Annotated in this window: 25 protein-coding genes and 1 pseudogene; 17 read left to right on the top strand and 9 right to left on the bottom strand. The window is 64.3% G+C overall.

Features of this window, described 5'->3' with window-relative positions:
- Nucleotides 1–62: 62 nt before the first annotated feature.
- The 4 genes from RFM40_RS30980 to RFM40_RS30965 form a co-directional block, all read right to left on the bottom strand.
- Nucleotides 63–1,265 (bottom strand): MFS transporter, encoded by a 1,203-nt coding sequence (locus RFM40_RS30980; protein ID WP_320278854.1) that lies wholly within the window; start codon nt 1,263–1,265, stop codon nt 63–65.
- An 88-nt stretch (nt 1,266–1,353) separates the two neighbouring features.
- Nucleotides 1,354–1,854, bottom strand: coding sequence for a cupin domain-containing protein (locus tag RFM40_RS30975; protein ID WP_320225129.1), 501 nt, complete (start codon nt 1,852–1,854; stop codon nt 1,354–1,356).
- 191 nt (nt 1,855–2,045) lie between these two features.
- The gene (locus tag RFM40_RS30970; RefSeq protein WP_320278859.1) at nt 2,046–2,960 is read right to left on the bottom strand and encodes a LysR family transcriptional regulator; all 915 of its coding nucleotides are present in this window, start codon (nt 2,958–2,960) and stop codon (nt 2,046–2,048) included.
- Between the two features lie 162 nt (nt 2,961–3,122).
- Nucleotides 3,123–3,398, bottom strand: a complete 276-nt coding sequence (locus RFM40_RS30965; RefSeq protein ID WP_320225130.1) for a hypothetical protein — start codon at nt 3,396–3,398, stop codon at nt 3,123–3,125.
- Nucleotides 3,399–3,614: 216 nt separating this feature from the next.
- Between RFM40_RS30965 and RFM40_RS30960 the strand changes: the two genes are divergently transcribed.
- From RFM40_RS30960 to RFM40_RS30935, 6 genes and pseudogenes are all read left to right on the top strand, one after another.
- A complete protein-coding gene (locus RFM40_RS30960; protein ID WP_320225131.1) occupies nt 3,615–4,475 on the top strand; it encodes a patatin-like phospholipase family protein in 861 nt (286 codons plus the stop codon).
- A 234-nt stretch (nt 4,476–4,709) separates the two neighbouring features.
- A complete protein-coding gene (locus tag RFM40_RS30955; RefSeq protein WP_320271880.1) occupies nt 4,710–4,979 on the top strand; it encodes a BufA1 family periplasmic bufferin-type metallophore in 270 nt (89 codons plus the stop codon).
- A 43-nt stretch (nt 4,980–5,022) separates the two neighbouring features.
- Nucleotides 5,023–6,057: an MNIO family bufferin maturase gene (bufB, locus tag RFM40_RS30950; RefSeq protein ID WP_320278853.1), complete on the top strand. Its 1,035-nt coding sequence runs from the start codon at nt 5,023–5,025 to the stop codon at nt 6,055–6,057.
- Nucleotides 6,044–6,823: a DNA-binding domain-containing protein gene (locus RFM40_RS30945; RefSeq protein ID WP_320278852.1), complete on the top strand. Its 780-nt coding sequence runs from the start codon at nt 6,044–6,046 to the stop codon at nt 6,821–6,823. The genes bufB and RFM40_RS30945 overlap by 14 nt, the downstream gene beginning before the upstream one ends.
- A 16-nt stretch (nt 6,824–6,839) precedes the next feature.
- Nucleotides 6,840–7,310 (top strand): DoxX family protein, encoded by a 471-nt coding sequence (locus RFM40_RS30940; RefSeq protein ID WP_320225135.1) that lies wholly within the window; start codon nt 6,840–6,842, stop codon nt 7,308–7,310.
- A gap of 2 nt (nt 7,311–7,312) precedes the next feature.
- Nucleotides 7,313–7,483 (top strand): annotated as a pseudogene (locus RFM40_RS30935) (NAD(P)H-dependent oxidoreductase); the annotation flags it as partial.
- 12 nt (nt 7,484–7,495) lie between these two features.
- On the opposite strand, the gene mocR reads toward RFM40_RS30935, so the two are convergent.
- Entirely contained in the window at nt 7,496–8,968 is a 1,473-nt protein-coding gene (mocR, locus tag RFM40_RS30930; RefSeq protein ID WP_320278851.1) for a rhizopine catabolism transcriptional regulator MocR, read from the bottom strand.
- Nucleotides 8,969–9,513: 545 nt separating this feature from the next.
- Here mocR and iolE point away from each other — a divergent pair.
- From iolE to RFM40_RS30890, 8 genes are all read left to right on the top strand, one after another.
- The gene (gene iolE / locus RFM40_RS30925; RefSeq protein WP_320278850.1) at nt 9,514–10,425 is read left to right on the top strand and encodes a myo-inosose-2 dehydratase; all 912 of its coding nucleotides are present in this window, start codon (nt 9,514–9,516) and stop codon (nt 10,423–10,425) included.
- Between the two features lie 16 nt (nt 10,426–10,441).
- Entirely contained in the window at nt 10,442–11,539 is a 1,098-nt protein-coding gene (locus RFM40_RS30920; protein WP_320218246.1) for an ABC transporter ATP-binding protein, read from the top strand.
- The gene (locus tag RFM40_RS30915) at nt 11,536–12,849 is read left to right on the top strand and encodes an extracellular solute-binding protein (RefSeq protein ID WP_320225138.1); all 1,314 of its coding nucleotides are present in this window, start codon (nt 11,536–11,538) and stop codon (nt 12,847–12,849) included. The genes RFM40_RS30920 and RFM40_RS30915 overlap by 4 nt, the downstream gene beginning before the upstream one ends.
- A complete protein-coding gene (locus tag RFM40_RS30910; protein ID WP_320225139.1) occupies nt 12,849–13,754 on the top strand; it encodes a carbohydrate ABC transporter permease in 906 nt (301 codons plus the stop codon). Before RFM40_RS30915 ends, RFM40_RS30910 begins: the two co-directional genes overlap by 1 nt.
- Nucleotides 13,751–14,569, top strand: coding sequence for a carbohydrate ABC transporter permease (locus tag RFM40_RS30905; RefSeq protein ID WP_320225140.1), 819 nt, complete (start codon nt 13,751–13,753; stop codon nt 14,567–14,569). The genes RFM40_RS30910 and RFM40_RS30905 overlap by 4 nt, the downstream gene beginning before the upstream one ends.
- Nucleotides 14,570–14,634: 65 nt before the next feature.
- The gene (iolG, locus tag RFM40_RS30900; protein WP_320225141.1) at nt 14,635–15,627 is read left to right on the top strand and encodes an inositol 2-dehydrogenase; all 993 of its coding nucleotides are present in this window, start codon (nt 14,635–14,637) and stop codon (nt 15,625–15,627) included.
- Between the two features lie 33 nt (nt 15,628–15,660).
- Complete coding sequence (locus tag RFM40_RS30895; protein ID WP_320225142.1) at nt 15,661–16,599, top strand: sugar phosphate isomerase/epimerase family protein; 939 nt, start codon at nt 15,661–15,663, stop codon at nt 16,597–16,599.
- Between the two features lie 26 nt (nt 16,600–16,625).
- The gene (locus tag RFM40_RS30890; protein WP_320278849.1) at nt 16,626–16,865 is read left to right on the top strand and encodes a hypothetical protein; all 240 of its coding nucleotides are present in this window, start codon (nt 16,626–16,628) and stop codon (nt 16,863–16,865) included.
- 3 nt (nt 16,866–16,868) lie between these two features.
- Here the strand turns inward: RFM40_RS30890 and RFM40_RS30885 are convergent, their stop codons facing one another.
- From RFM40_RS30885 to RFM40_RS30870, 4 genes are all read right to left on the bottom strand, one after another.
- On the bottom strand, nt 16,869–17,669 hold the full coding sequence (locus RFM40_RS30885; RefSeq protein ID WP_320278848.1) for a class I SAM-dependent methyltransferase: 801 nt from the start codon (nt 17,667–17,669) through the stop codon (nt 16,869–16,871).
- 135 nt (nt 17,670–17,804) lie between these two features.
- The gene (locus tag RFM40_RS30880; protein ID WP_320225144.1) at nt 17,805–18,353 is read right to left on the bottom strand and encodes a GNAT family N-acetyltransferase; all 549 of its coding nucleotides are present in this window, start codon (nt 18,351–18,353) and stop codon (nt 17,805–17,807) included.
- Nucleotides 18,353–18,652 carry a type II toxin-antitoxin system TacA family antitoxin gene (locus tag RFM40_RS30875; protein WP_320225145.1) on the bottom strand — a complete coding sequence of 100 codons (300 nt, stop codon included), beginning with the start codon at nt 18,650–18,652 and terminating at the stop codon, nt 18,353–18,355. Before RFM40_RS30875 ends, RFM40_RS30880 begins: the two co-directional genes overlap by 1 nt.
- Nucleotides 18,653–18,736: 84 nt before the next feature.
- A complete protein-coding gene (locus RFM40_RS30870) occupies nt 18,737–19,852 on the bottom strand; it encodes a LacI family DNA-binding transcriptional regulator (RefSeq protein ID WP_320225146.1) in 1,116 nt (371 codons plus the stop codon).
- Between the two features lie 612 nt (nt 19,853–20,464).
- On the opposite strand from RFM40_RS30870, the gene RFM40_RS30865 reads away from it, so the two are divergent.
- The 3 genes from RFM40_RS30865 (at nt 20,465) to RFM40_RS30855 (ending at nt 24,108) form a co-directional block, all read left to right on the top strand.
- Nucleotides 20,465–21,427, top strand: a complete 963-nt coding sequence (locus RFM40_RS30865) for a sugar-binding protein (protein WP_320225147.1) — start codon at nt 20,465–20,467, stop codon at nt 21,425–21,427.
- Between the two features lie 123 nt (nt 21,428–21,550).
- A complete protein-coding gene (locus RFM40_RS30860; protein ID WP_320225148.1) occupies nt 21,551–23,116 on the top strand; it encodes a sugar ABC transporter ATP-binding protein in 1,566 nt (521 codons plus the stop codon).
- Nucleotides 23,113–24,108: an ABC transporter permease gene (locus tag RFM40_RS30855; protein ID WP_320225149.1), complete on the top strand. Its 996-nt coding sequence runs from the start codon at nt 23,113–23,115 to the stop codon at nt 24,106–24,108. The genes RFM40_RS30860 and RFM40_RS30855 overlap by 4 nt, the downstream gene beginning before the upstream one ends.
- The last annotated feature ends 74 nt before the right edge of the window (nt 24,109–24,182 follow it).

Here is a 24,182-nt window from a genome sequence, read left to right as displayed (position 1 = left end):
GTTGAATTTTCTGCGCGATATGGGTGAGGCGGAGTGCCTCCCGGTCGATGGCTTCCCGATCGTCATGTCGTTGGTGCCTTCAGCGCCCGCGCCGCTACGATCGCTGCGACGAGGACTACGGCGAGCGCGGCTACGCATGCCGTCCATCCGATCCGATCGTAGATCTGTCCGATGACCAAGCTGCCGGCGAGCCCGCCCGCATAGTAGGACGCGAGGTAGATCCCGCTTGCTGCGGCGCGGTCGCGCGATGCCGTCCGGCTGACATGTCCGGTGGCTATCGCCTGCGCCAGGAAGGTGCCGATGGCGACCAGCGACATTCCGGCAAGGACGACGGGAAGGCTTGGCGCGAGCAGCAGCAGCAGACCGACGATCGCCAGCCCGAGCGTCGCGCCGACTCCGGCGCGCGGGCCGATAGCCGACGCGACACGGCCGGCAAGCGGGGTCGTCAGCATCGATGGCAGGAAGACGAAATAGACCGCGCCCAGTGCCATCGGCGTCAGCGACAGTGGCGCCGCAACGAGCTGGAAGTTCACATAGGTGAAGGTGCCGATGAAGACGAACAGGATGAGGAAGCCGATGCCGAAGCAGGCGCGCAGCTCGGCGTTTGCCAAAGGGCCTTTCCATGCGCTGCGTGGATGGCCGCCGTCGGCGCTCGCGCGCATCATTCCGGAAGTCTTTTGCAGCGTCGCCCAGACAAGCGCCGCGCCGATCAGGTTGAGGGCAGCGAATGTGAGGAAATTCGTGGAGATGCCGAACGTGTCGGCGACGGCGGCCGACATAAGCCGCCCGAAGAAGTTGCTCGCGACATTGCCGGTCACATAGGCGGCGAGCGCGCCGGTTGCCTGCCGCGACGAGAAATGCTCGGCGAGATAGGCCATCGTCAGCGTGAAGGCCGTAGACATGCACAGGCCTTGAGCCACGCGCAGCAGGGCGAAGACGACGATGCTGTCCGTCTGCGACAGCAGCGTCGTCGGGACGGCCAGCGCCACGAGGCTCATCCAGATGCCGTTGCGGCGATCAATCCCTTGCCCGAAAAGCGCTACAGCCACGCCGGCCAGCGCCATGCCGAACGTGCTGGCGTTGACGGCAAATCCCATGGTGGCGCGACTGACGCCGAACCTGATCACCAGCGAAGGCAGAATGGCCTGGGTGGCGAAGAGGTCGACAAGCGTTAGGAATGCGATCACGGCAATGATGCCGAAGCGCCAGCCGTCTGCGGCTGCCATGCGCAGCCTTGTCGGTTCGATATGTTCGCTTGTCGTCATGGCAAGGCTCCGTCGCGGGACGTCCCCAGGCGATCGCCCGAGGACGCGCGTTCGATTGCAGTCGGGAGGAGTTCGCTCGAGGCCGGGATCACATCATGTGATCGTCATGCATCGCAGGCGGCAGGATGTCGGCGGAATAAAGCACGGCCGGTACCTTGCCGTTGTTCTTCCACCAATGGGCGAGCTGGCCGAACTCGGCCGTCACATCGCCGGCCGCATGCTCGATGCCGACCTTGCAGGTGCTGGCGTATTCTGTGATCGAGCCTTCGACGACGATGATGTTGGCGGGACGAACCGTGTGCTCGTGCCACGGCACCACGCCGCCCGGCTGAACGACGAGCTTGCGCAGGCGCAGCATGTTGCCTTTCCAGGCTTCGCCCTTCGGGGTGAGATCGATCGCCGAAAGCACGGTATCGGTCACTCCGACCGGCTTGCTGGGGTGCTCCTGGATGTCGGTTGTGGCGGCCTGACCGGCCGGGCAGTCGGCGGCGAAAGTGGGTGCAACTGAAAGTGCCGCGGTCGCGGCGAGAAGTCCGAACGCAAGCGCCATGTTGAGCGGTGCGCGCGATGCAATTGCCTGGGAAGCCATGTCCTATTTCTCCTTTGTCGGTGCCCAATCGCGAGAGGCGGGGCATGAAAAAGAGAGTGGCTGGAGCCTCGAAGAAAGAGAAATGCTGACTGGCTCTTGAATCGATACCTGAAAACTATCATGGATCATTAAACGAGCGTGAGCATCCGTGCCGCGATATGTATCGCGGCGTAGGCTTTCACTTCGATTTGCTACGCGGCTGTTTTCCTGGCCGACAGCTCGATGCCGCTTTCCGGCCAGCTGTGTGCCTTGACGCTGTTCACGAATGTCGACGTCGCTGGTGAGAACCGGCGGCCCGCCACGACGACCAGCGAGACCTCCCGCCAAACTTCAGGGTCGACGACGGGCCTGATTTGCAAGCCAGGGATAACGGCACTGAATTCCGGGATGAAACATATCCCCAGTCCGCCGGAAACCATGTTCTGAATCCAGTCCTCGCGCTCGCTGGCATAGGAGATCCTGAGCTTCACGCCACGATCGGTGCAAAGGCCGGCAAGGTGATCGCGATACTCGCAATTCAGCCGCCTGAGATAATTCTCGCCGTCGAGTTCGGAGATGGCAACATTGTCGTTGCGGGCCAGCCGATGGCCATTCGGGAATGCGAGGACGAAGCGCTCACGATAGAGCGGCGTGACATCGAAGCGCTCGGGGAAGCTGTTGCTGGACGCCATGATGGCAACGTCGATTTCACCTGCTTCCAGCAGTTGCGAAAGAGAAGCCGGCACGCCTTCCACCAGCTGCAACTGGATGCCCTGCTGGCGCCTGTTGAAATCCGTCAGCAGGCCGGTGAACCGGCGCGGGCCAATGGTGCACATGACGCCGACCTTGAGGTTGGCGTTTTCCAGGCAAAGGAATCTCGACGCCTCCTGTCGAACGCCGGTCACCTCATCGAGGATCTGCTGAAAGCGCGGGCGCAGCAATACACCAAGATCCGTGAGGTGGGTCAGGTTCCGCTCGCGGCGAAACAGCAGGCCGCCGACCTCGTCCTCCAGCTGCTGGATCGCGCGCGACAGAGCCGGCTGAGTGACGTTGCAATTTTCGCCGGCGCGCGTGAAATTGCGGGTCTCGCAGACGGCCAGGAAATAGCGGATGTGATGAATGTCCATGCGGGTCGTCCTCAGCTGCAGAGATGCACATCTAGGCTCGAACCGTGCCGCAAAGCGTTCCATCACGCCAATGCAGGGGGGCTATAAAGTCGATAGCGTTTCGTAATGACAGATGGCGGGCTATTGGCCCGCCATCATGTCGGTGTGGCTGTTGCCGGCCGCTCAGTTGGCGCCGCCAAGCGCCTGAAGGTTGGCACAGAATTCGGCGTGCGGCTTGCTCATTGCGGGATCGTTGCAAGTCTTGGTCATCTTGGTCCGATCGCGCTTGGGCATGGCGAACCAGGCCTTCCTGAATTCCGCCATCGGCTTCATCGTCTTCATCGCAGCGTCCGTATAGAATGTTGGCAATGCCGCCAGATCGCTGAAGGGATCAGCTGACGCCTGTTGCGCAAGAAGGCCGATGGCGGCAGCAGCCAGGCACCCGATTTTCGTTCCCATGGCACACTCCTCTCTCGCTCCTGGTTCCAAGCCGCCGTCGTGGGCCCACCAGTACCGCATTGGTACGACGGGGCAAACATGTGACGCACGGGGGAGGACAGCCAATGCAATCTGCCTATGAACTTCATGCCACCTTGGCATTTCGCCGGAAGAAAAAGCTGCGGCAGTCTCTCCACCAGTCGCCCTGCCGGCGATTTTGGGGATGGAGACCAGGAGATGCACGTCCAGTCCGGAACACGAACTCAACAGGCCATCTTCGCCGAGGCCAATTCTCGAGCGGAAGGCCGCTGCCCCGTTGACATTGTCATCGCAAGCGACGCGCACGGCGCCTTCGTCTGGGGCGTGCTCGACCGCCTGCTGGAGGAGCCGAGCTTCATCTTGAACGCCATCACGGCGTCCGGTTTCGGAGCGGTGGAGTCAGCGGTCCTTGCCTATGGACTGGCCCTGGGTGACCGGCGCGGCGCGCGGGTAGCGCTCACAAACTTCTGGCGACGCGTCAGCCACGCCTCGATGTCGAATACCGACAGAGGCAGTCTGCTTCGATCGATACTGGATCAGTCCATAAATATCGAGCAGATCCGCAGCGAAGGCTGCCCGATGAAGCTTGGCGTCGTGGCAACCAATGCCTGCACGGACGCCTTGACCACCTTCTCCGGCAAAGAATTGTCGATCGACGCGATTGTGGCGGCGGCCACTGTCCCGTTCCTCTTCCCGCCCGTCGAGATCGACGGCGATCTCTATTGGGGCGACGGCGATATTGCGGAATTGCCGGCTGCCGAGTCAGTCGAAACTCGACGTCGGCTGGTTGTCGCAGGCAAGCCGTCGCCGTTCACGGCGCCGTGTCCAAATCGCAATGACACCGGCGATCGTTGCGCGATCAAGTGCACTCCGGTCCACACAATCTTCGACAGTCAGCACCGAACCGGCGCGGCGCTCTTCTTGAGGCCCTGGATCGATTGGGGCGAGCTGACCGACATGCGGGACAGGGGGCGGCAGCGTGCGGAAAACTGGCTTGCGGCCGATCTTCTCGGCCTTGACGAAGCCCCCGGCATCAATTGCGAAAGCCTATACATCTAGGCGCCTCCCTCCCGCCTAGCCGCGCCTGCTTCGCCCGCTCCCGAACGCAGGTGCCAAGCCCTCCGGTGCCCGGCCGGAGGGCTTTTTCGCGCCGGCCACGGGGACATAGTGGCTGCGTATCAATTCCATGCCGAGACAGCATTTCAGCTCCGCATCGCGATCGGAGAGACTGATTTGCAGACGGGCCTCGAAGCCGGTCTTTCTCTCGAAAAACGCCAACCAGGAGACTAGCCTGTGATCAACACCAAGACCCTCATCGGATCGGCTCTCGCAGCCGCCACTTCGCTCGCCGCCTCGGCCGCCTATAGCGGCCCGGCCGCAAAGCCCAACTTCGCCTTCGAGAAGTGCTACGGCGTCGTCAAGGCCGGCCAGAACGACTGTCAGACCGCGACGCATTCCTGCGCCGGCACCGCAACCAAGGACAACCAGCCGGATTCCTGGCTCTACGTCCCCGCCGGCAGCTGCGCAAAGATTGTTGGCGGCAGCGACAAGGCGAAAGCCTGAGCAATCCAGTCCTCGACGCAACCCTCCAGAACGGAGCAGACCGATGTCCGCTGTATTTTCGCCCCTCGCAGTCCCCGTATCGGCGGGCATCGGTCTACGCTCGCCTCACATCTCAGAGATGCTGACCAGGCGGCCCTCAGCAGGCTGGCTCGAGGTCCATGCCGAGAACTACATGGGAGACGGCGCCGGCGTCGAAGCATTGGAAAAGCTGCGGAAGATTTATCCGCTGTCGGTGCATGGCGTCGGCCTGTCGCTGGGCAGCGCAGGGGGCTTGGACCGCGACCATCTGGAAAGGCTGCGGAAGGTCTGCGAGCGCTTCCAGCCCGATCTGGTCTCCGAGCATCTCGCCTGGAGCGTCGCGGACGGCGCCTACCTCAACGATCTTTTGCCCCTGCGCTATGACGAAGAGGCGCTGGCGATCGTTGCCCGCAATGTCGAGACCGTCCAGGACACGCTGAAGCGGCGTGTCCTCATCGAGAACTTGTCGGCCTATCTCGCCTTTGCGGATTCCTCGATGAATGAGGCCGAATTCCTGGCCGAACTCGTGGCGCAGACCGGCTGCGGGCTGCTGCTGGACGTCAACAATGTCCAGGTCTCGGCGCACAATTTGCAGTATGACGCCAAGGCCTTCATCGATGCGCTGCCGGCGGATGCGATCGGCGAGATCCATCTTGCCGGCCATGCGACCAATCAGGTCGGAACCGATACGGTCCTCATCGACGACCATGGCTCGCGGGTTCCGCCGGTCGTCTGGGCGCTCTACGAGCACGCCATAAGCCGGCTCGGACCGCGGCCCACCCTGATCGAGTGGGACACCGACGTTCCGGTCCTCGACGTGCTGCTTGGCGAAGCGATGTGGGCCGACATGCTGACCGCTTCGATCATGTTCAATCGCAAGCAGGCTGCGAGGCAAGTCCCGGCGTCCGAAACGCGGCCTATGGCCGGCTTCTTTTCCCAAGAAGGCGAGACGATGACCAGCATGCCAGTGCTTGCCGCCTTTGCCGCCGCCAAGGCCGCCAGACCGGCCGTCTCTGCGGTGCTGCAGCAGACAGAGGAGGGATACCATGCTGCCGCTTGAACAGTTGCAGGCCACCATTGCGCGATCGGTGCTCGCCATCGAGCCGATGATCCCCACGAGAACATTGACCGCAGGTTGGGCGGATCCGCTGGCCCGGCTGCGCATCTATCAAAACAACACGCGCAGTTCGCTCACCGCGGTTCTGATGGCAGTCTTTCCCGTCACCATTCGCCTTGTCGACGAGCGGTTCTTCCGGTTCGCGGCGAGCGAATTCATTCGACGGCATCCGCCGGAGGAGTCGCGGCTGGCACGCTACGGCGCAGGCTTCCCGCGCTTCCTTAAAACCATCGACACGCTGTCCGATATGCCGGTCGTGGCAGAGACGGCGCGGCTCGAATGGGCGATCGCCGAGGCGCTCGATACGGCTTCGCTGCCAGCCCGCACCCTTGCGGACTATGACAAAACCGACCTGGGGCCTTCACCCGATATCCTGCTACAGCCATCGCTCAGGCTGATCGTTTCACACTGGTCGATCCTGTCGGTGTGGACGGCGCACCAGCAGGGCGCTGCAGTCGACGGGCAGTGCACTTGGACGAGACGCCCTGAACGCGTGGCGTTGTGGCGGGCCGGGAACAGTGTTCGCCTGGTCCGTCTCGACCGCGCAGACTTCGCCTTCCGCCATTCTCTCAAGCACGGCCTCGGCCTTGAACATGCTGCAAGTCGCGCACATGCGCTCGAACCGAACTTCGATCTCGTGTCCGCGCTCGTGCGCCTGTTCGCCGACGGACTCGTCACAAACGTGCGCATCACCGTGCATTCCCTCTAAACCGATGGAGACAGACATGACCGCAATTTCAGAGCATTCCTCAACGAGCCAGGCCGGCTTAGTCGGTTTCTATAGACGTGTGATCAAATTGCCCGAACACGTCCCATTCTCGCTGATTCAGCTCGCGGCTCGTGTGGCCGTGGCTCATGTCTTCTGGCAATCGGCGCAGAGCAAGCTGGCGTCCTGGCCGGTGACGCTGCAGCTGTTCGCCAACGAATACAACCTGCCTTTCGTCGACCCGTCGATCGCCGCGCCGCTGGCGACAGCCGCTGAACTGACCGGCTCAGTGCTGATCTTCCTCGGCTTGTTTTCGCGCCTTGCCGCGCTGATGCTGCTCGGCATCGTCTCGGTGATCCAGATTTTCGTCTACCCGGAGAACTGGGCTGAGCACCTGCTCTGGTCTTCGCTGCTGTTGCTCGTGCTGACACGCGGGGCCGGTGTCTTCTCGCTCGACTACGTCGCCGCGCGGCTCCTTTCGACATCCTGAAAATGAATATCGAAACCGAGTGGCAAAGCACGGTGCGCGTCTTCATCGTGCATGCACACCCCGAGCCCAAAAGCTTCAACGGTGCCCTCACCCGCACTGCGCAAGAAGCTCTGTCCGCTTCAGGGCAGGAAGTGGTTGTCTCCGATCTCTACGCCATGGGGTTCAATCCGGTATCGGACCGCCCCTCACCCCAGCGTCTCGCGTATCGCCGCCGCCAGCCGCTCCACCCCGTCCCGCGTCTGCGCCGCGTCGCACGCCGCGTAGCCCAGCACCAGCCCCTGGGTCGCCGCCGTGTTCTGGAAATATTTCGACAGCGGCGAGACGTTGATGGCCCTTTTCGCGGCGGCCTGGCTGACCTTGATGTCGTCGATGCCCTCCTTCAGATAACCCACCACCTGGATGCCGGCTTCGGCGGGGGAGAGCGTGATCTCGTCGCGCAGGCGCTCGGCCACGATCTCGCGAAAAAGCTGGCGGCGCTGGGCGTAGATGCGGCGCATGCGCTTCAAATGCCGGCTCATATGGCCTTCGGTGATGAAATCGGCCAAGGCGGCCTGCAGAAGGAGGGGCGCGAACTGGCCGGTGGTGGAGAGCGCGTTGACGATGCGGCCGGCAAGCTCCATGGGAAGCACCATGAAGCCGAGGCGAAGCGCCGGGAACAGCAGCTTGGCGAAGGTGCCGACATAGATGACGCGGCCGGAGCGGTCCATGCTCTGGATCGCCGGCACGGGCCGGCCCTGAAAGCGGTATTCGCCGTCGAAATCGTCCTCGATCACCCAGGCATTCGCGGTCTCGGCGATGTCGAGCAGGCGCAGCCGCTCCTCCATGCGCATGGTGATGCCGAGCGGATGCTGGCAGGCCGGCGTCACATAGATGAGGCGGGGCAGCGGCGCCGGCGGGTCGAGGCGCCAGCCGCGCTCCTGGTCGACCGGGATGGGCAGGATTTTTGCGCCGGCCACGGAGAAGGCGGCCTTGGCGCCGTAATAGCCGGGCTCCTCCATCCACACCGTGTCGCCGGGGTCGAGCAGCAGGCGGGCGAGAAGATCGAAGGCGGCCTGGGCGCCGGTGGTGACGACGATCTGCTCGGGACGGCAGCGCACGCCGCGCGCGGAATAAAGATAGCCGGCGATCGCCTCCTTCAGCGCCGGGTGGCCGGTCACGTCATAGGTGCCGAACAGCGTCTCGCCGCCATGGCTGGCGCGGCGCGCCACCAGCCGGCCCCAGACGCCGAAGGGAAAGCTCTGCGAATCCGGCATGCCGGGGTGGAAGGCGACATGCCCCGGCCTGCCATGGTGGCAGGGCTGGCTGAGCAGTTGCTGGCCGCGCCGCGAGGGTGAGCGCAGCGGCACCGGCGGTTCCTCGGCCGGGGCCTCGCGCGGGCCGTCCGGCAGGTCGACGATCACCGGCCGCGCGCCCTGTCGGTTGGCGAGATAGCCTTCGGTGACGAGCTGGTCATAGGCCGAGACGATGGTGTTGCGGCCAAGGCCGAGCTCGGCGGCCAGAGCCCGCGTCGAGGGCAACTCCGAGCCCGGCGCCAGCGCGCGGCTGCGGATGATGGCGACGAGGCCATGATAGAGCTGGCGGGAGAGGTGCTCGGGGCTTGAGCGGTTGACGGCCAGCATGTCGAGGGGGAAGGCTTGGGGTTTGGGGTGTGGGCGCATGGCTGTTGCTTTATGGATGAACGGCAGCTGCCGCCGAAGAAGCCGCGCTTTCGACCCCGCGGCAGAGAGCAATCGCAAAGGGCGCTCCCCCGCTCCGTCTCGGCTTCGCCGAGCCACCTCTCCCCCACTTTGTGGGGGCGAGGAAATGCCAACCACCGAGGTCGCGACCTTCGCAAGCTTGGTTTCCTCGCCCCCATGAAATGGGGGAGAGGTGGCCGCGCAGCGGACGGAGAGGGGGCAGCGCTGCCATATGCGATTGTTTCCCTTCCCGACAACCTGTCTCCCCATCCTGCCACAGCCGCCGGCCGACACAAACTGGTTCCTTCATTTTCCGGAAAACTGGCCCTCGCGAGGGAGACAGAGCGGCGTAGACTTCTCCCTGTGACGTTGGGGTAAGACGTCGACGCAAGGCGGGCAAGACAACTGGGAGGGCGTCTGGCCAAACGAAGACGGCAGGGCTTTGCATCCCGCCGCAAGCACCTGCAGCCATTTCCCTCCCGAAACTCACACCCCGCAGCCTTCCGGCCGCGGGCGGAAAGCGAGCAATGACGACGGTTCGACTTGGCATCAACCCGATCACCTGGACCAATGACGACGTGCCGGAACTGGGCGGCGACACGCCGCTCGAGACTTGCCTCAGCGAAACGGCGGAAGCGGGCTATGCGGGAACAGAGCTCGGCGGCAAGTTCCCGCGCGAGAGCCGCACGCTCGGCCCCATCCTCGACCATTACGGGCTGGCGCTGGTCTCCGGCTGGTATGACGGGCGCATCTGCGAGCGCGAGGTGGAGGAGGAGTTCGAGGCGATCCGCCCGCATCTGATGTTGCTCAAGGAGCTCGGCGCGAAACATGTCGTCTATGCCGACACCTCGCGCGGCCGCCATGGCGCGATCCACGACCCGATCTCGCAGCGGCCGAAACTCTCGACCGAGGAATGGAAGCCGTATGGCGCCAAGATCACGCGGCTGGCGGAGCGCTTCGCGGATTTCGGCGTCGGCATGGCCTTCCACCACCATATGGGCACGATCATCGAGACCGACGCCGAGATCGACTTGCTGATGCAGACCACCGGCGAGGCGGTCGGGCTGCTCTACGACACCGGCCACTGCGCCTTCTCCGGCGGCGATCCAGAGCACCTCTTGCGCCGGCATGTGAACCGCGTCGTCCATGTCCATTGCAAGGATGTGCGCCCGGCCATCTTAAAGAAGGCGCGCGCCAACGACATGAGTTTCATGGGCGCGGTAATGGAAGGCATCTTCACCGTGCCCGGCGACGGCGCCATCGATTATCCGACGCTGCTGAAAATCCTCGCCGACAAGGGCTATGCTGGCTGGCTGGTGGTGGAGGCCGAGCAGGACCCGGCCAAGGCGCATCCCTTGACCTATGCCACGATGGGATACCGCAACCTGCGCGACCTCGCCCGCAAGGCCGGGTTCAGGGTCGACGAACGGAAGGGCTAAAGGAACAAGCGGGGCGATGAGCTCGGTCCTGTACAAAAACGTGGTCAAGAATTTCGGCGCGCTCAACGTGCTGCGATCGCTCGACCTGGCCGTGCCGGACCACAGATTCCTTGCACTGCTCGGCCCGTCGGGCTGCGGCAAGACGACGGCGCTGCGCCTCCTGGCGGGGCTCGACATGCCGACCGCCGGCAAGGTCTTCATCGGCGAGCGCGACGTCACCCGGCTGCAGCCGCGCGACCGCGACATCGCCATGGTCTTCCAGAGCTACGCGCTCTATCCGCAGATGACGGTCGCCGAAAACATCGGCTATCCGCTGTGGATCCGCGGCACGCCGGAGGCTGGGCGAAAAGCCAAGATCGGCGAGGTCGCCGCCATCCTCGAGATCGGCCATCTGCTCGACCGGCGGCCGCGCCAGCTCTCCGGCGGCCAGCGCCAGCGTGTGGCGCTGGCCCGCGCCATCGTGCGCGACCCGGCGGCCTTCCTCATGGACGAGCCGCTCTCCAATCTCGACGCGCGCCTGCGGCTCACCATGCGCGGCGAGATCAAGCGGCTCTGCCAGCGCCTCGGCGCCACCACCATCTACGTCACCCACGACCAGGTCGAGGCCTTGACGATGGCCGACCTCGTCGCCGTTATGCATGGCGGCGAACTGCAGCAGATGGCGCCGCCGATCGACATCTACGATCGTCCGGCAAACCGCTTCGTGGCCACTTTCGTCGGTAACCCGCCGATGAACATCCTGCCGGTCGCGCCAGGCGAGCAGGGCGTCATGGTCGGCGGAAAGATCGTCCCGCTGGAGCGGACACGGCTGACCGCGTGCCGCCTCGCCGAGATCGTCGAGATCGGGCTGCGCCCGGAAGACTGCAGCGTCGCCCAACCAGGCGATCCAGGCGCGCTGCCCGGCGAAATCTACGTCGTCGAGCCGATGGGCAACGAGACGCTGGTCAATGTGCGGCTCGAAGGCGGCAACGTCTCGGTGCGGGCCGGCCGCGATTTCAGGGGCGCGGTCGGCGAAAGCATCGGCGTCGCCTTCGACCCGGCGAACGCCTGTTTCTTCAATTCGGCCGGCCTCACCGCCGTCCACAGGGTCAACAACAATGGGAGAGTGAAATGATGCATTCCAGCAGACTTACTCGCCGCTCCGTCATCAAAGGCGGGCTTGGCCTGGCCCTCGCTACCACCGCCCTCACCACGCTCGGCCTGCCCATGCCCGCCCGGGCAGCCGGCAAGAAGGTCATCATCGGTGCCTTCGCCGATGGCGGGCTGACGCCGTTCAAGCAGAAGATCATCCCGCTGGCGAAGGAGCAGGGCTTCGACATCGAGTTCCTCGAGGATGAATATGGCGTGACGCTGGAGAAGTGGTTCGCCGACGCCCAGAGCGGCGCCGGCCAGTACGACCTCTATCTCCTCGACGATCCGTGGGTGCCGCAATTCGGCGCCGCCAACGTGCTCGAGGATCTCGGCGCCGGCGGCATCGACGGCTCCGACAAGGACTGGATCGGCTCGATGATCGACATGGGCTACTGGCCGCCGCAGCAGGGGCCGCGCGTCAAGGGCTTCGAAAGCGCCAAGCCGACGATGATCTGCGTGCCCTTCGTCGGCGACCTGCAGACGCTCACCTACCGCAACGACGTCTTCACCGGCGGCGCGCCCAAGACCTGGGACGAATTGATCGCCAAGGGCAAGGAAGGCGTCGCCGCCGGCAAGATCAAATACCCGGTCGTCTTCCGTGGCGTCTCCGGCAACCCGATCGTCACCAGCTGGTATCCGGTCTTCCTGTCGTTCGGCGGCTCCTTCTTCGACGACAAGTGGAACCCGATCTTCAACTCGGCCGAAGGCAAGGCCTCCGCCGACTTCTTCGTCGGCACGATGAAGCAGAACGCGCCGAGCGGGGTGGTCGAGTTCGACTCCGACCAGGAAGGGGCGGCGATCCTCGGCGGCGAGGCCGGCGCCATCATCCAGTATTCGGGCAACGCGCTGAAGGCCGACGATCCCGCCCAGACCAAGGTGGCGGGCAAGCTCGATTTCGGCGTCGTGCCGAAGCAGGAAAAGGCGATCGCGCAGATGGGCATCTTCATTGCCGGCGTGCCGAAATCGGCGCCCAACAAGGCGAACGCGATCGAGTTCCTGAAGTGGTATGTCAGCGCCGAGACCCAGGCCAAGCTGTCGGAGGCCGGATCGATCCCGGTCAAGCGCAGCGCCTTCGGCATCGCCAAGCCCGGCAACCGGCTGATCCCGGTTGCCCTGCAGCAGCTTGATGCCGGCGCGCTGCCGAGGCCGCGCACGCCCGACTGGGCGAAGGTCGAGGAACTGCTCGGCATCGAGCTCAACAAGGCGCTGCAGGCCGGTTCCGGCGGCGGCGCGGCGTTGGACACGGCCGCCAAGCAGGTCAAGGACTATCTCACCACGGCCGGTTACTACTGATGCAAAGCGGCGCGCAGGCACGCAAATATCGCCTGCAGGGGGCGGGGCTCGACCTCGCCCTCCCATATCTCATGCTGGCGCCGGGCCTGATGATCGTGCTCGGCGTGCTCGTCTATCCGCTCTGGGACGGTCTCAGGGCCAGCACCAGGGCCTATCGCTACGGCTCGCCGATCTCCGATGTCGGCCTGCAGAACTATGTGCACCTGTGGAGCGACGCGCAGTTCCTCAACGCCCTCTGGATCACCGTGAAGTTCGTCGCGCTGTCGGTGTCCTTCGAGGCGGTGCTGGGCTTCGCGCTCGCGCTGTTCTGCCTGCGCGAATTTCGCGGCATCCGCCTGCTCAGGACAGCGCTCATCATCCCGATGGTGATCACGCCTGTCGTCGTCGCCATCGTCTTTCGCCTGATCTACGCCAGCGACGCCGGCATGCTGACGGCGCTGTCGGAAGCGATCGGCGGCGGCGAGGCACATATCCTCGGCAACCCGCTCAATGCCTTCATCGGGCTCGTCGTGCTCGATGTCTGGGAATGGACGCCGCTGATGTTCCTGATCCTGCTCGCCGGGCTGCAATCGCTGCCGCACGAGCCGTTCGAGGCCGCGCGCGTCGACGGCGCCGGCGCCTGGCGCGTCTTTGCCGACCTCACCTTCCCGATGATGCGTCCGGTGCTGGCGGTGGCGATCGTGCTCCGGACCATCGATGCCTTCGGCACCTTCGACCAGGTCTTCGTGCTGACCCGTGGCGGGCCGGGCGAGGCGACGAGGCTGATCTCGATCTACGGCTACGACACCGCGTTCAAGTTCCAGCAGACCGGGTACGCGGCAGCGCTGTTCGTGACGATCGGCCTCGTCGTGCTCGCGCTCGCCTTCAGCGCCATCAGGCTTCTGCGCAGGATCGACGCGTCATGAGCACCCGTCTGGCGCGCATCCTCACAACCACCTTCATTTTGGCCGTTGTCCTGCTGCCGATCTACTGGCTGGTCTCCACCTCGCTCAAGTCCAACCGCGAGATCACTCAGGAAGGCACGCTCTACCCGCACGTGCCGACGCTCGACAACTACGTCCGGCTGTTCACCGAAAAGCAGTTCGGCTCCTACCTGACCAACTCGCTGGTGGTGACCTTCTTCTCCGTCGCCATCGCGCTGGTCGCCGGCGCGATGGGCGCCTACGCCATCGCCCGTTTCCGCCTGCCTCTCGCCATGGAAGGCAAGGTCGGCCTTTTCCTGCTGACGCTGCGCATCATCCCGCCGGTCGTCATCCTGATCCCGGTCTATCTGCTGATGCTCAGCCTCGGCCTGCTCGACAGCTGGCTCGGCCTGATCGCCACCTACACCGCCTTCAACGTCACCTTCTGCGTCTGGATGATGGAGAGCTTCTTCCGCGAGATCCCGGTCGACCTGGAGGAGGCCGCGATGGTCGACGGAGATTCCCGCTTCGGCGCCTTCCGCCGCATCACGCTGCCGCTGGCGGCCCCCGGGCTCGCGGCGACCGCCATCTTCGCGGTGCTGGTCACCTTCAACGAGTTTCTCTTTGCGCTGGCGCTGACTGCGACGCCGCGGGCGATGACCATGCCGCGCGGTACCGCCACGCTGATCGGGCGCATCGACACCGACTGGGCCTCGATGGCGGCGGCCGGCGTCATCGGCGCGCTGCCGATCGTCTTCTTCGCGCTCCTGGTGCAGCGCCATCTGGTGCGCGGGCTCACCATGGGCGCAGTGAAATGAATGCCGCTCAGGCAACATGAACCGGCCGCTCCGCGAAGGCGCGACCTGATAGGAGAGTCGAACGCATGATGGATGTCTGTCTGTTCGGAGTGGGGCTGATCGGGCGTTTGCACGCCACCAATCTCGCGCGTCACCCAAGGGTGCGGCTGCGCTACATCGTCGATCCCAATCGCGAGGCCGCCGGCAAGGTCGCCGCTATGACGGGCGCCGAGATCGCCGACACCGAAACGGTGATGAACGATCCGTCGGTGAAGATGGTGTTCATCGCTTCGGCGACGCGCACGCATGCCGAGCTTGCCATGGCCGCGGCGGCGAAAGGCAAGGCGATCTTCTGCGAGAAGCCGATCGATCTCGACCTCAAACGCACGGACGAATGCCTGGCCGCGGTCGAGAAAGCCGGCGTGCCGTTCCAGATCGGCTTCAACCGCCGCTTCGATCCGAGCTTCCGGGCGCTGAAGGAGCGCCTTGCCGCCGGCGAGATCGGCGCCGTCGAGCAAGTCATCATCACCAGCCGCGACCCCGAACCCGAAACAGAGGAAGCGCTGGCCGGGGGCGGGGGCGTCTTTCGCGAAATGACCATCCACGACTTCGACATGGCGCGAAACCTGCTCGGCGAGGAGCCGGTCGAACTCTTCGCGACCGGCTCCTCGCTGGTGGCGCCGCAATACAAGAAGCTCGGCGACTACGACACTGCGATGTTCATCCTGCGCACCACGTCCGGCCGGCAGTGCCACATCAACAACAGCGTCAGGGCCGCCTATGGCTATGACCAGCGCATCGAGGTGCATGGCGCCAACGGCATGCTGCAGGCCGGCAACCGGCTGCCGACCTCGGTCGAGATGTATGGCGGCAAAGGCATATCGCGCGACAAGCCCTACTACTTCTTCGTCGAACGCTACGCCGAATCCTACGCCGCCGAGATCGATCACTTTATCACATGCGTCGAAACCGGCAGCAAGCCCGCCGTCACGGCCAGCGACGGGCGCAAGGCCATGATCCTTTGCGACGCGGCCCTTGCTTCCGCCAGGTCCGGCAGGTTCGAGCCTGTGACGCTCTGAGCGGATGGTCTCAAGTCAACCGGGAGTCCCGAAATGAAGATTGGCATGATCACCGACAGCCTGGGCTACCTTTCCTTCGACGAGATGCTGCGCGCCTCGGCCGAACTCGGGCTGGAGACGCTGGAGTTCGCCTGCGGCAACTGGTCATCCGCGCCGCACATCGATCTCGCAGCTATGCTGGACAGTGCTTCCATGCGCACCGAATTCGCAGCCAAGGTCAGGGATCACGGGCTGACGATCGCTGCGCTCAACTGCTCGGGCAACCCGCTGCATCCGGGACCGCAGGGCAGGAAGCACCATCAGGTGACCGAGGAAACGATCCGGCTGGCGAGCCTGATGGGGATCGATCGCGTGGTGATGATGTCCGGGTTGCCCGGCGGCCCGGGCGATGCCAACCCCAACTGGATCATAACCGACTGGCCGCCCGAGTGCGCCGACATCCAGCGTTACCAGTGGGACGATTGCATCATCCCCTACTGGCGCGATCTCGTTACGTTTGCGAACAATCTCGGCATAGGCAAATTGTGCCTAGAACTGCACGGCCATCAGGCAGTGTACAACGTCCAGACACTGTTGCGGCTTCGCGATGCCGTCGGCGAAACCGTGGGCGCGAACTATGATCCGAGCCACCCGCTCTGGATGGGCGCTGACCCAATCGCTGCCGTGCGCAAGCTTGGCTCGGCGATCTACTATGTGCACGCCAAGGATACGCGCATCGAACCGATACCGGCGGCCATCGACGGCGTGCTCGATGCGCGGCCGCCAAACCACTACGCCGATCGGGCCTGGAACTACATCACGCTGGGCTACGGTCACGGCGAGACCTGGTGGCGACAGTTCTGCGTCGCGCTGAAGCAGGCCGGCTATGACGACGTGCTCTCCATCGAGCACGAGGACATGATGCTGTCGCCGATGGAAGGTATGCGCAAATCGGTGGCGTTGCTGCGCAACGTCGCGATCAATCTGGCTTGATGCAGGCGGATCGACCCGGAAGGCCGATGCCGCCACCGACGTTGGTCGCGGCGCTGGCGTGCGAACCGAAGCTGGTCGCCAAGCATCCGGCGTTGGGCGATTTCCTGCGCAGCCGATGGACCGACGCCGCCTTCATGACGGCGGCCGGCATGGCCGAGGCAACCGGCCTCCCAACCACCACGCTGATCAGGCTGCTCGCGCTGCTCGGATTCCCCAGCTTCCGCAGCTTTCGCGACGCGGTGCGCGCTCAACTTAGATCGCGGTAAAGATCAGGGCACGATGCCCCGACATGCCCAGGCGACATTGGCGAACGACCGCGGGCCGTCGGGGCGGCCGGCCTGGTAGGCATCGCGGACGGCGGCTTCGACGCGCGCCCGCTCCGCCCCGTCGAGCGTGGTCATGTATTTGCCGAGCGGTCCTTCGCCGGCGCCGATCGGCGCCCAGTAGTCGTCGAAATTCTCATAATCCATCCGGATCATCAGCTCGGTCTCGGCGACACTGGCCAGGCCCTGTTCGACAAAGGTCCGCTTCATCTCGCCAGGCTGCATCATCGGCTGGAAGCAATAGCGGTTGCGCATCTGGCGGCCGCTTTCGCCGAGCGCCGCGACCGTATCGATCATCATGCGCATGCCGGGCATGCCGCCGAGATGATCCCACACCACGGCCGCGACCACGCCGCCCGGTCGCACCACGCGGCGCATCTCGGCCACCGCCTTGCCGGCCTCCGGCACGAAGTGCAGCACAAGGAGAGCGAGTGCACGGTCGAATGCATTGTCCGCGAAGGGCAGCGCGGTGGCGTCGGCCTGTTGGATGGTGATGCGCGGATCGGTGTTGAGTTGCCTGGCCGCCTCGACGAAGACGGCTGAGAAGTCGATGGCCTGGATTTCGGCGAGAGCGGCGGATTTCGCCAACTCGAAGGTCAGGCTGCCGGTACCGCAGCCGACATCGAGGATCTTTTCGCCGCCGGCCAAGCCGGCGAAGTCGATGAACAGCGGCGCCAGCCTGCGGCTCCAGCGCCCCATGAGCTGCTCATAGCCGGACGCTTCGTGAACGGTGAAGATCGACGTCATTGGGGCCTCCCATATGAGCCCAAGCTAAACCTCGACGGCATTGCTGCCAAGGCAGTGCAATCGTTATCAGGCAAGGATAACACGGTGCGCACCGCCGCTTATGTAGGCGACCTCACGGTTGCCACGCTCTACGCATCAAGCCTCAAACTTCGAAAACAGCACCTGCACCGTCTCGATCGGCATCAGCATGACCCGCTCGCCCAGCGGAGACGAAATGAAGCCGTGCCGTTGATAAAAACCCATCGCCGCATCGTCGATCGCATGCGCCGCAACGGCGCGAACCCCGGCAATGTCCGAGACCGCGAGACAGCGCTGCAGCGCATCGGAAAGCAGGTCACCGCCGAGCCCCATTCCCTGGAATGCCTGGTCGACCGCCAGGCGGCCGATCAACAGCAAGGGGACTTGCTCGGGCATGCCGCGGCGCAGCTTGGCGCTTGGCAGCGCGATCCGCTCCTCCATCGCTGTCGAGATCGCATAATAACCGACGACGCGATTTTTGCTGTCCGTACCGCAAACCACATAGGTCCGGGCAGACAAGCCTTCGCCGGCAAGGGCACGATTGCGCAACCAATCATCGAGGGAGGCATGCCTGCCGTTGCGAAACTCGGAAACGTCATGGCCGATGGTCAGCCGTTCCGGAGGACCGACACGCAAACGCTGCGACGGCCCTCCACCAGCTTGCATCAACGCTCCCAGGCAGGCTTGCGCGTCATGCGTGCGCGAAGTTCCTCGCTCGGTTTGCTCGGGGCATCGAGCAGATCGAGAAACTTCTCATGCGCGTCGGCATCGAGAAAGAAGATGCGCTGATCGAGAATGGTCTCCTCTGCCTGTCTGCGGGCGCTGTCCAGCATGAACTCCGACAGTTTTTGCCCACGCAAACGCGCGGCGCGACTAAGAATAGCCTTCGTGCCGGCCGAGGCACGGATCTGAATCACATCATCCTTTCGTGCCGCGTCGCGGTCTGCATGACTGGGTTGCGCCATCGAATCCTCCTGAGTCAGGATCGGATATCTGGACTTTGCCACGACAATGTCAATACACAACCGAGCAGAGATCGCTGCGGGACTTCATCCTGCAGCGCCTCGCACGCTCGCCACGCTCTCCCGCTCCACCAGCGGGCATTCCAGCTTGGTGATGGGATAGCGCCCGCGGCCAGGCGTCGGCGGCGTCTCCAGCTGCTCGATCGCCCATTGCCCCATCGCCAGATGCGGCAGGATCGATGTCGTCAGCGGCGGGAAGAGGTGGCGGGCGATCTCCTCGTCGTCATAGCCGACAACGGAAATGTCTTGCGGGATGTGCAGGCCGGCTTCCTTCAGCGCCTCGTAGCAGCCGATCGCAGTGCGGTCGTTCTGGCAGAAGATCGCCGTCGGGCGCTCCTTCAGCGCCAAGAGCTTGACGGTGGCGGCATAGCCGGCGCTGGCCGACCAGTCGCCCTCGACAACCAGCTCCGGATCGAAGGGGATATCGGCGGTGGCTAAAGCGCGGCGATAGCCTTTCAGCCGATCCTCCGCGGCCTGCATCCAGGGCTCGCCGGTGATGGTGGCGATGCGGCGGTGACCGTGGCTGATCAGGTGCCTGGTCGCGCTCTGGCCGCCGGCGATCTCGGAGGGCACCACGGCCGGAAAGGCATAGTCGGCGGTGTAGCAGTTGAGCAGGATGACCGGGATGTCGAGGCTGTAGAGGAACTCGGGCGCGGTGATCTCGCGGGTGAAGATGGTCATATAGATCAGCGCCGAGATGCCGCGCCGCGTCAGCGCTGAAATAGCCCGCGGCTCCATAACCGCCTCGCCCATGGTCTGCGCCACCAAAAGCACGTTGCCGGCATTCCACGATGCCTGGCGCGCGCCTTCGATGGCGACCACCGCTTCCGGGCTGGTGGCCAACTGGTCGACGGCAAAACCGATGACGCCATCCAGCCCCTCGAAGGGCGTGACGGGCGGGCGGAGCGCCGAAAAGACCGGCGGCGAGTAACCCAGCGCTCTCGCCGCCTCGATCACCCGGTCGCGTGTCTGCTGCGACAGCCTGATGCCCGGCGAATTGTTGAGCACGAAGGAGACCGTCGCCTGCGAGCAGCCGGCGGCTCGCGCGATGTCGGTCATGGTGACGCGGCCCTTCGGCTTGGCCGACGGCTTGCGGCGCCTGGAGGCTTCCGGGGGATCGCGCAGTTCCGTCGGTTCGCTCATGGTCGTTTCCCAAACCCTGCCGGCTGTTAAGCAAAGGCCGGCAGCAGCGGCAAGATGCTCTGATCCGGTGCATTTATGGAAAACGCACCATGGTTATAACTATTATCACGTCTGACGCATTCGCCGCCAGCCGCATTGCATAACGACGAAACAACCGAATAAGGTCAGCAAAGCTGACGATTTCCTGAAATCTCGCACGCCGGCGGGGTTAGCCGCAGTCGCCCTCCTCCTTCCCTGGGCATCAACGGCTTATCGCTCCTCGGTCGCTGAATATGCGCGTTTTAGCTTCATAACTAATACTCTTTACTAATAGCTGTAAGCGTTCTACTGTCAATTCGTCGCGACCGGACGGGCACTTCCGGGCAGGTGGCGGCAAATGGGAGGAGCGCAATTCCGCTGGCCGGCAAACTGCCGCAAGAGGGCTTCCTCGCTCTCACGAAAATGTCAGACAAATCGGACTATTTACGAACGCTAAATCTGTGTCTAGTGTCTTGGTCGCGGCTGGATTGGCGCCGTTCTTAAGTGGCCAGACCTTGGCAAGCCCCTTGAGGAGGAGGGCATCCAGGCCGCAGCCGAGACATCAGCGATGAGTTTCAAAAGGGAGGTTGAACCATGAAATCCATGATCCGTAACGCATCCGTCGCCGCGGCGGCATTGGCCCTCGGCCTGTCGGCGAGCGCAACCGTGCGCGCTGACGACAAACCGACGCTCGCCTTCGTCGTCAACGGCGCATCAGACTTCTGGAAGGCGGCGGAAGCCGGCGTGAAGAAGGCGCAGGGCGAACTGCCCGACTACAATCTCGAACTGAAATATCCGGAGCAGTCGTCCGTCGCCATCCAGCAGCGCCTGATGGATGACCTGGTGACGGCCGGCGTGAAAGGCATCATGGTCTCCGCCGTCGACCCCAAGACCTCGACCGACGGGCTGAACAAGATCGCCTCCGAGACGGCGCTGTTCACGACCGACTCTGACGCCCCGCAGACCAAGCGCGTCGCCTATATCGGCTCGTCCAACGTAGATGCCGGCAAGCAGGCGGCCGAGATCGCCAAGAAGGCGATGCCGGACGGCGGCAAGTGCCTGGGCTTCGTCGGCCTGCTCGGCGCCGACAACGCCAAGGAGCGCATTCAGGGCATGAAGGACGGGCTCGCCGGCAGCAAGATCGAGCTGGTCGACGTGCGCGGCGACGACATCGACCAGGCGCGCGCCAAGAAGAACGTCGAGGACGCGCTGGTCGCCAGCCCCGACATCACCTGCATGGTCGGCTTCTATTCCTACAACACGCCGCGCATCTATGAAGCGCTGCGCGATGCCGGCAAGCTCGGCCAGATCACCGTCGTCGGCTTCGACGACGATCCGATCACGCTGGGCGGCGTCAAGGAAGGCACGGTTGCCGCCACCGTCGTGCAGCAGCCGTTCGAATGGGCCTATCAGGGCATGAAGCTGATGGCTTCCTACCTCAAGGGCGACAAGTCGGGCATTCCGGAGAAGGGCTTGATCATCATCCCGACCAAGATCATCGGCAAGGACGATGTCGACGCCTATGCGGCCAACCTGAAGGCGATGCAGGGCAAGTAAGAGCGAAAATAGTTGCGCCGGTTCGAGGGTCCACCTTGAGCCGGCGTCCGTATTGACGGGCCTCGCGAGGCCCGTCAGTCTGTAGCCCACCGGCTGCCGATAAGCGCGATGAATTATGGCGTGATGAATTATTCCGACCCATCCATCGTTCAATCCGCTCCGTTCCTGAGCCTCGAGGCCGTGCGCAAGACCTATCCCGGCGTCGTGGCGCTGGATGGGTTTTCCATGGAGGTCAGGCCGGGCGAGGTGATCGGCCTGGTCGGCGAGAATGGCGCCGGCAAATCGACCCTGATGAAGATTCTCGGCGGCGTGACGCGGCCGGACAGCGGCACCGTCACCGTCGACGGCGTCGCGCATGACGGGCTGACCGTGGAAGCCAGCATCGGCTCCGGCATCGCCTTCGTGCACCAGGAGCTCAACCTGTTCGAAAACCTCGACGTCGCCGCCAACATCTTCTTCGGCCGCGAGCCGCTGAAGGCCGGCCCGCTGAGGCTGGTCGACCGCGCGAAGCTGCGGCAGATGGCGGCGCCGCTGTTGAAGCGTGTCGGCGCCAATTTCTCGGCCGACGCGCCGGTTGCCTCGCTGTCGCTGGCGCAGCAGCAGATGGTCGAGATCGCCAAGGCGCTGTCGATCAAGGCGCGTTTGGTGATCCTCGACGAGCCGACCTCCAGCCTGCCGATCGCCGAGACCGAAAAGCTGCTCGACGTGATCAAGGGGCTGCGGGCGGAAGGCATCAGCGTCATCTTCATCTCGCACCGCCTGCATGAGGTCGAGCGCGTCGCCGACCGCGTCGTCGTGCTGCGCGACGGCATGCTTGCGGGCACGCTGCCCAAGAGCGAGATCAACCACGACCAGATGGTCAAACTGATGATCGGGCGCATGCTGAAGGAGCGCGAGAAGGCCGCCGAAGCGGGACGCGCTCCGGGCGGCGTCGCGCTCTCGGCAAATGCCGTGCGCACGAGCGCTTATCCCGACCGGTCGGTAAGCCTGGAACTCAGGCGCGGCGAAATCCTCGGCCTTGCCGGCCTGGTCGGCTCCGGCCGCACCGAACTTGCGAGGGTGCTGTTCGGCATCGATGAGCGGCTCGGCGGCAGTGTCAGCTTGGACGGCAAGGCGCTAAATGTTACGTCCGCCGCCGATGCGGTGGCCAACGGCATCTTCCTGGTGCCGGAAGACCGCAAGCTTACCGGCATATTGCTCGACCTGTCGATCGCGCAGAATATTTCGCTGCCCAATTTGCCGGCGCATGCGAAGCGATCGCTGGTCTCAGCCGGCGCCGAACTCGCCACCGCCGAAAAGCAGAAGAAGAATCTCGGCATCAAGGCGCCGTCGGTCCTGACCCGCACCGGCACGCTTTCGGGCGGCAACCAGCAGAAGGTGGTTTTGGCCAAATGGCTGGCGATGAACCCCAAGGTGATGATCCTCGATGAGCCGACGCGCGGCATCGATATCGGCGCCAAGGCCGAGATCTACGGGCTGATGCGGTCGCTCGCCGATGCCGGCGTCGCGGTGCTTGTGATTTCCAGTGACATGGAAGAGGTGATCGGCGTCTCGGACCGCATCGCGGTCATGCATGAGGGGCAGATCTCCGGCATTTTGGATCGGGACGATTTCAGCCAGGAGAACGTGCTTTTGCTGGCGGTGGGCAAGAAGCCCAGGCTGGCGCAAGCCGTGGGAGGAGCGCAATGAGCAAGAAAGATCTCGGCCTGCTGGTCCTGATCCTGGTGGTCGGCGCGGTGGTGACGGCCATCAACCCGCGCTTCCTTTTGCCGATCAACCTTGCCAACACCTCCAACCTGATCGGGCTGTTCGGCATCCTCTCCATCGGCCAGGCCTTCGTCATCATCACCGGCGGCATCGAGCTCTCGGTCGGCTCGCTGGTGGCGCTGCTCGGCACGTTGTTCATCGACTTCATCGCCGTGCGCGAGATGGACTGGCCGCTGGCCTTCGTGCTGATCATCGTGCTCGGCGCCATCATCGGCTTCGTGCATGGCTGGCTGATCACGCGGCTCAAGATGCAGCCTTTCGTGGTGACGCTGTGCGGCCTCTTGATCTATCGCGGCGTGGCGCGCTTCTACACCGCCGACGGCACGGCGGGTTTTGCTTTCGGCCAGAATTTCCCGGACCTCGAATTCCTGACCGCGGGCCGTTCGTATGGCGTGCCGAACAGCTTCATCGCGCTGATCGTCATCGCCATCGTCATGTGGGTGGTGCTGCACCGCTCGGTGTTCGGCCGCTATCTCTACGCCATCGGCAAGAACGAGGAGGCGGCGAGATATTCGGGCATCCGCACCGGGCGCATCGTGATCGCCGCCTATGTCATCTGCGGCGTGCTGACGGCGCTCTCGGCGATCTATTTCGCCATGTACACGCGCTCGATCTCGCCGGCCAGCCACGGCCAGTTCTACGAGCTTTACGCAATCGCCGCGGCGGTGCTCGGCGGCTTCTCGCTGCGCGGCGGCGAGGGCTCGCTTGTCGGCGTCATCCTCGGCACCGTGCTGCTGCAGGAACTGCAGAACCTCGTCAATCTGCTCGGCATCCCGTCCTCGCTCAACTTCGCGGTGATGGGCGGCGTCATCCTGATCGGCGTGCTGGTCGACCAGCAATGGGGCGTCTTCCGCGCCCGGCGCCGGATGCTGGAGGCGACGCGCCGAAACGTCGCCGGCGCGCCAGCGGAGTAGCGGCCTTTCCTTCTCCCCTTTGTTTGGACCGGGGACATCGCGAACAGGTGTGCGAGGACATCGCGAACAGTTTT

Source organism: Mesorhizobium captivum, assembly GCF_033977165.1.
GTDB classification, from domain to species: domain Bacteria; phylum Pseudomonadota; class Alphaproteobacteria; order Rhizobiales; family Rhizobiaceae; genus Mesorhizobium; species Mesorhizobium captivum.
Note: the sequence above shows the minus strand (reverse complement) of the source record. Positions and strands in the feature narration are given on the sequence as shown.

Coding starts and splice junctions, on each gene's coding strand:
- RFM40_RS30980 (WP_320278854.1), bottom strand. CDS start 1,265: ATGACGACAAGCGAACATATCGAACCGACAAGGCTGCGCATGGCAGCC.
- RFM40_RS30975 (WP_320225129.1), bottom strand. CDS start 1,854: ATGGCTTCCCAGGCAATTGCATCGCGCGCACCGCTCAACATGGCGCTT.
- RFM40_RS30970 (WP_320278859.1), bottom strand. CDS start 2,960: ATGGACATTCATCACATCCGCTATTTCCTGGCCGTCTGCGAGACCCGC.
- RFM40_RS30965 (WP_320225130.1), bottom strand. CDS start 3,398: ATGGGAACGAAAATCGGGTGCCTGGCTGCTGCCGCCATCGGCCTTCTT.
- RFM40_RS30960 (WP_320225131.1), top strand. CDS start 3,615: ATGCACGTCCAGTCCGGAACACGAACTCAACAGGCCATCTTCGCCGAG.
- bufB (WP_320278853.1), top strand. CDS start 5,023: ATGTCCGCTGTATTTTCGCCCCTCGCAGTCCCCGTATCGGCGGGCATC.
- RFM40_RS30945 (WP_320278852.1), top strand. CDS start 6,044: ATGCTGCCGCTTGAACAGTTGCAGGCCACCATTGCGCGATCGGTGCTC.
- RFM40_RS30940 (WP_320225135.1), top strand. CDS start 6,840: ATGACCGCAATTTCAGAGCATTCCTCAACGAGCCAGGCCGGCTTAGTC.
- mocR (WP_320278851.1), bottom strand. CDS start 8,968: ATGCGCCCACACCCCAAACCCCAAGCCTTCCCCCTCGACATGCTGGCC.
- iolE (WP_320278850.1), top strand. CDS start 9,514: ATGACGACGGTTCGACTTGGCATCAACCCGATCACCTGGACCAATGAC.
- RFM40_RS30920 (WP_320218246.1), top strand. CDS start 10,442: ATGAGCTCGGTCCTGTACAAAAACGTGGTCAAGAATTTCGGCGCGCTC.
- RFM40_RS30915 (WP_320225138.1), top strand. CDS start 11,536: ATGATGCATTCCAGCAGACTTACTCGCCGCTCCGTCATCAAAGGCGGG.
- RFM40_RS30910 (WP_320225139.1), top strand. CDS start 12,849: ATGCAAAGCGGCGCGCAGGCACGCAAATATCGCCTGCAGGGGGCGGGG.
- RFM40_RS30905 (WP_320225140.1), top strand. CDS start 13,751: ATGAGCACCCGTCTGGCGCGCATCCTCACAACCACCTTCATTTTGGCC.
- iolG (WP_320225141.1), top strand. CDS start 14,635: ATGATGGATGTCTGTCTGTTCGGAGTGGGGCTGATCGGGCGTTTGCAC.
- RFM40_RS30895 (WP_320225142.1), top strand. CDS start 15,661: ATGAAGATTGGCATGATCACCGACAGCCTGGGCTACCTTTCCTTCGAC.
- RFM40_RS30890 (WP_320278849.1), top strand. CDS start 16,626: ATGCCGCCACCGACGTTGGTCGCGGCGCTGGCGTGCGAACCGAAGCTG.
- RFM40_RS30885 (WP_320278848.1), bottom strand. CDS start 17,669: ATGACGTCGATCTTCACCGTTCACGAAGCGTCCGGCTATGAGCAGCTC.
- RFM40_RS30880 (WP_320225144.1), bottom strand. CDS start 18,353: ATGCAAGCTGGTGGAGGGCCGTCGCAGCGTTTGCGTGTCGGTCCTCCG.
- RFM40_RS30875 (WP_320225145.1), bottom strand. CDS start 18,652: ATGGCGCAACCCAGTCATGCAGACCGCGACGCGGCACGAAAGGATGAT.
- RFM40_RS30870 (WP_320225146.1), bottom strand. CDS start 19,852: ATGAGCGAACCGACGGAACTGCGCGATCCCCCGGAAGCCTCCAGGCGC.
- RFM40_RS30865 (WP_320225147.1), top strand. CDS start 20,465: ATGAAATCCATGATCCGTAACGCATCCGTCGCCGCGGCGGCATTGGCC.
- RFM40_RS30860 (WP_320225148.1), top strand. CDS start 21,551: ATGAATTATTCCGACCCATCCATCGTTCAATCCGCTCCGTTCCTGAGC.
- RFM40_RS30855 (WP_320225149.1), top strand. CDS start 23,113: ATGAGCAAGAAAGATCTCGGCCTGCTGGTCCTGATCCTGGTGGTCGGC.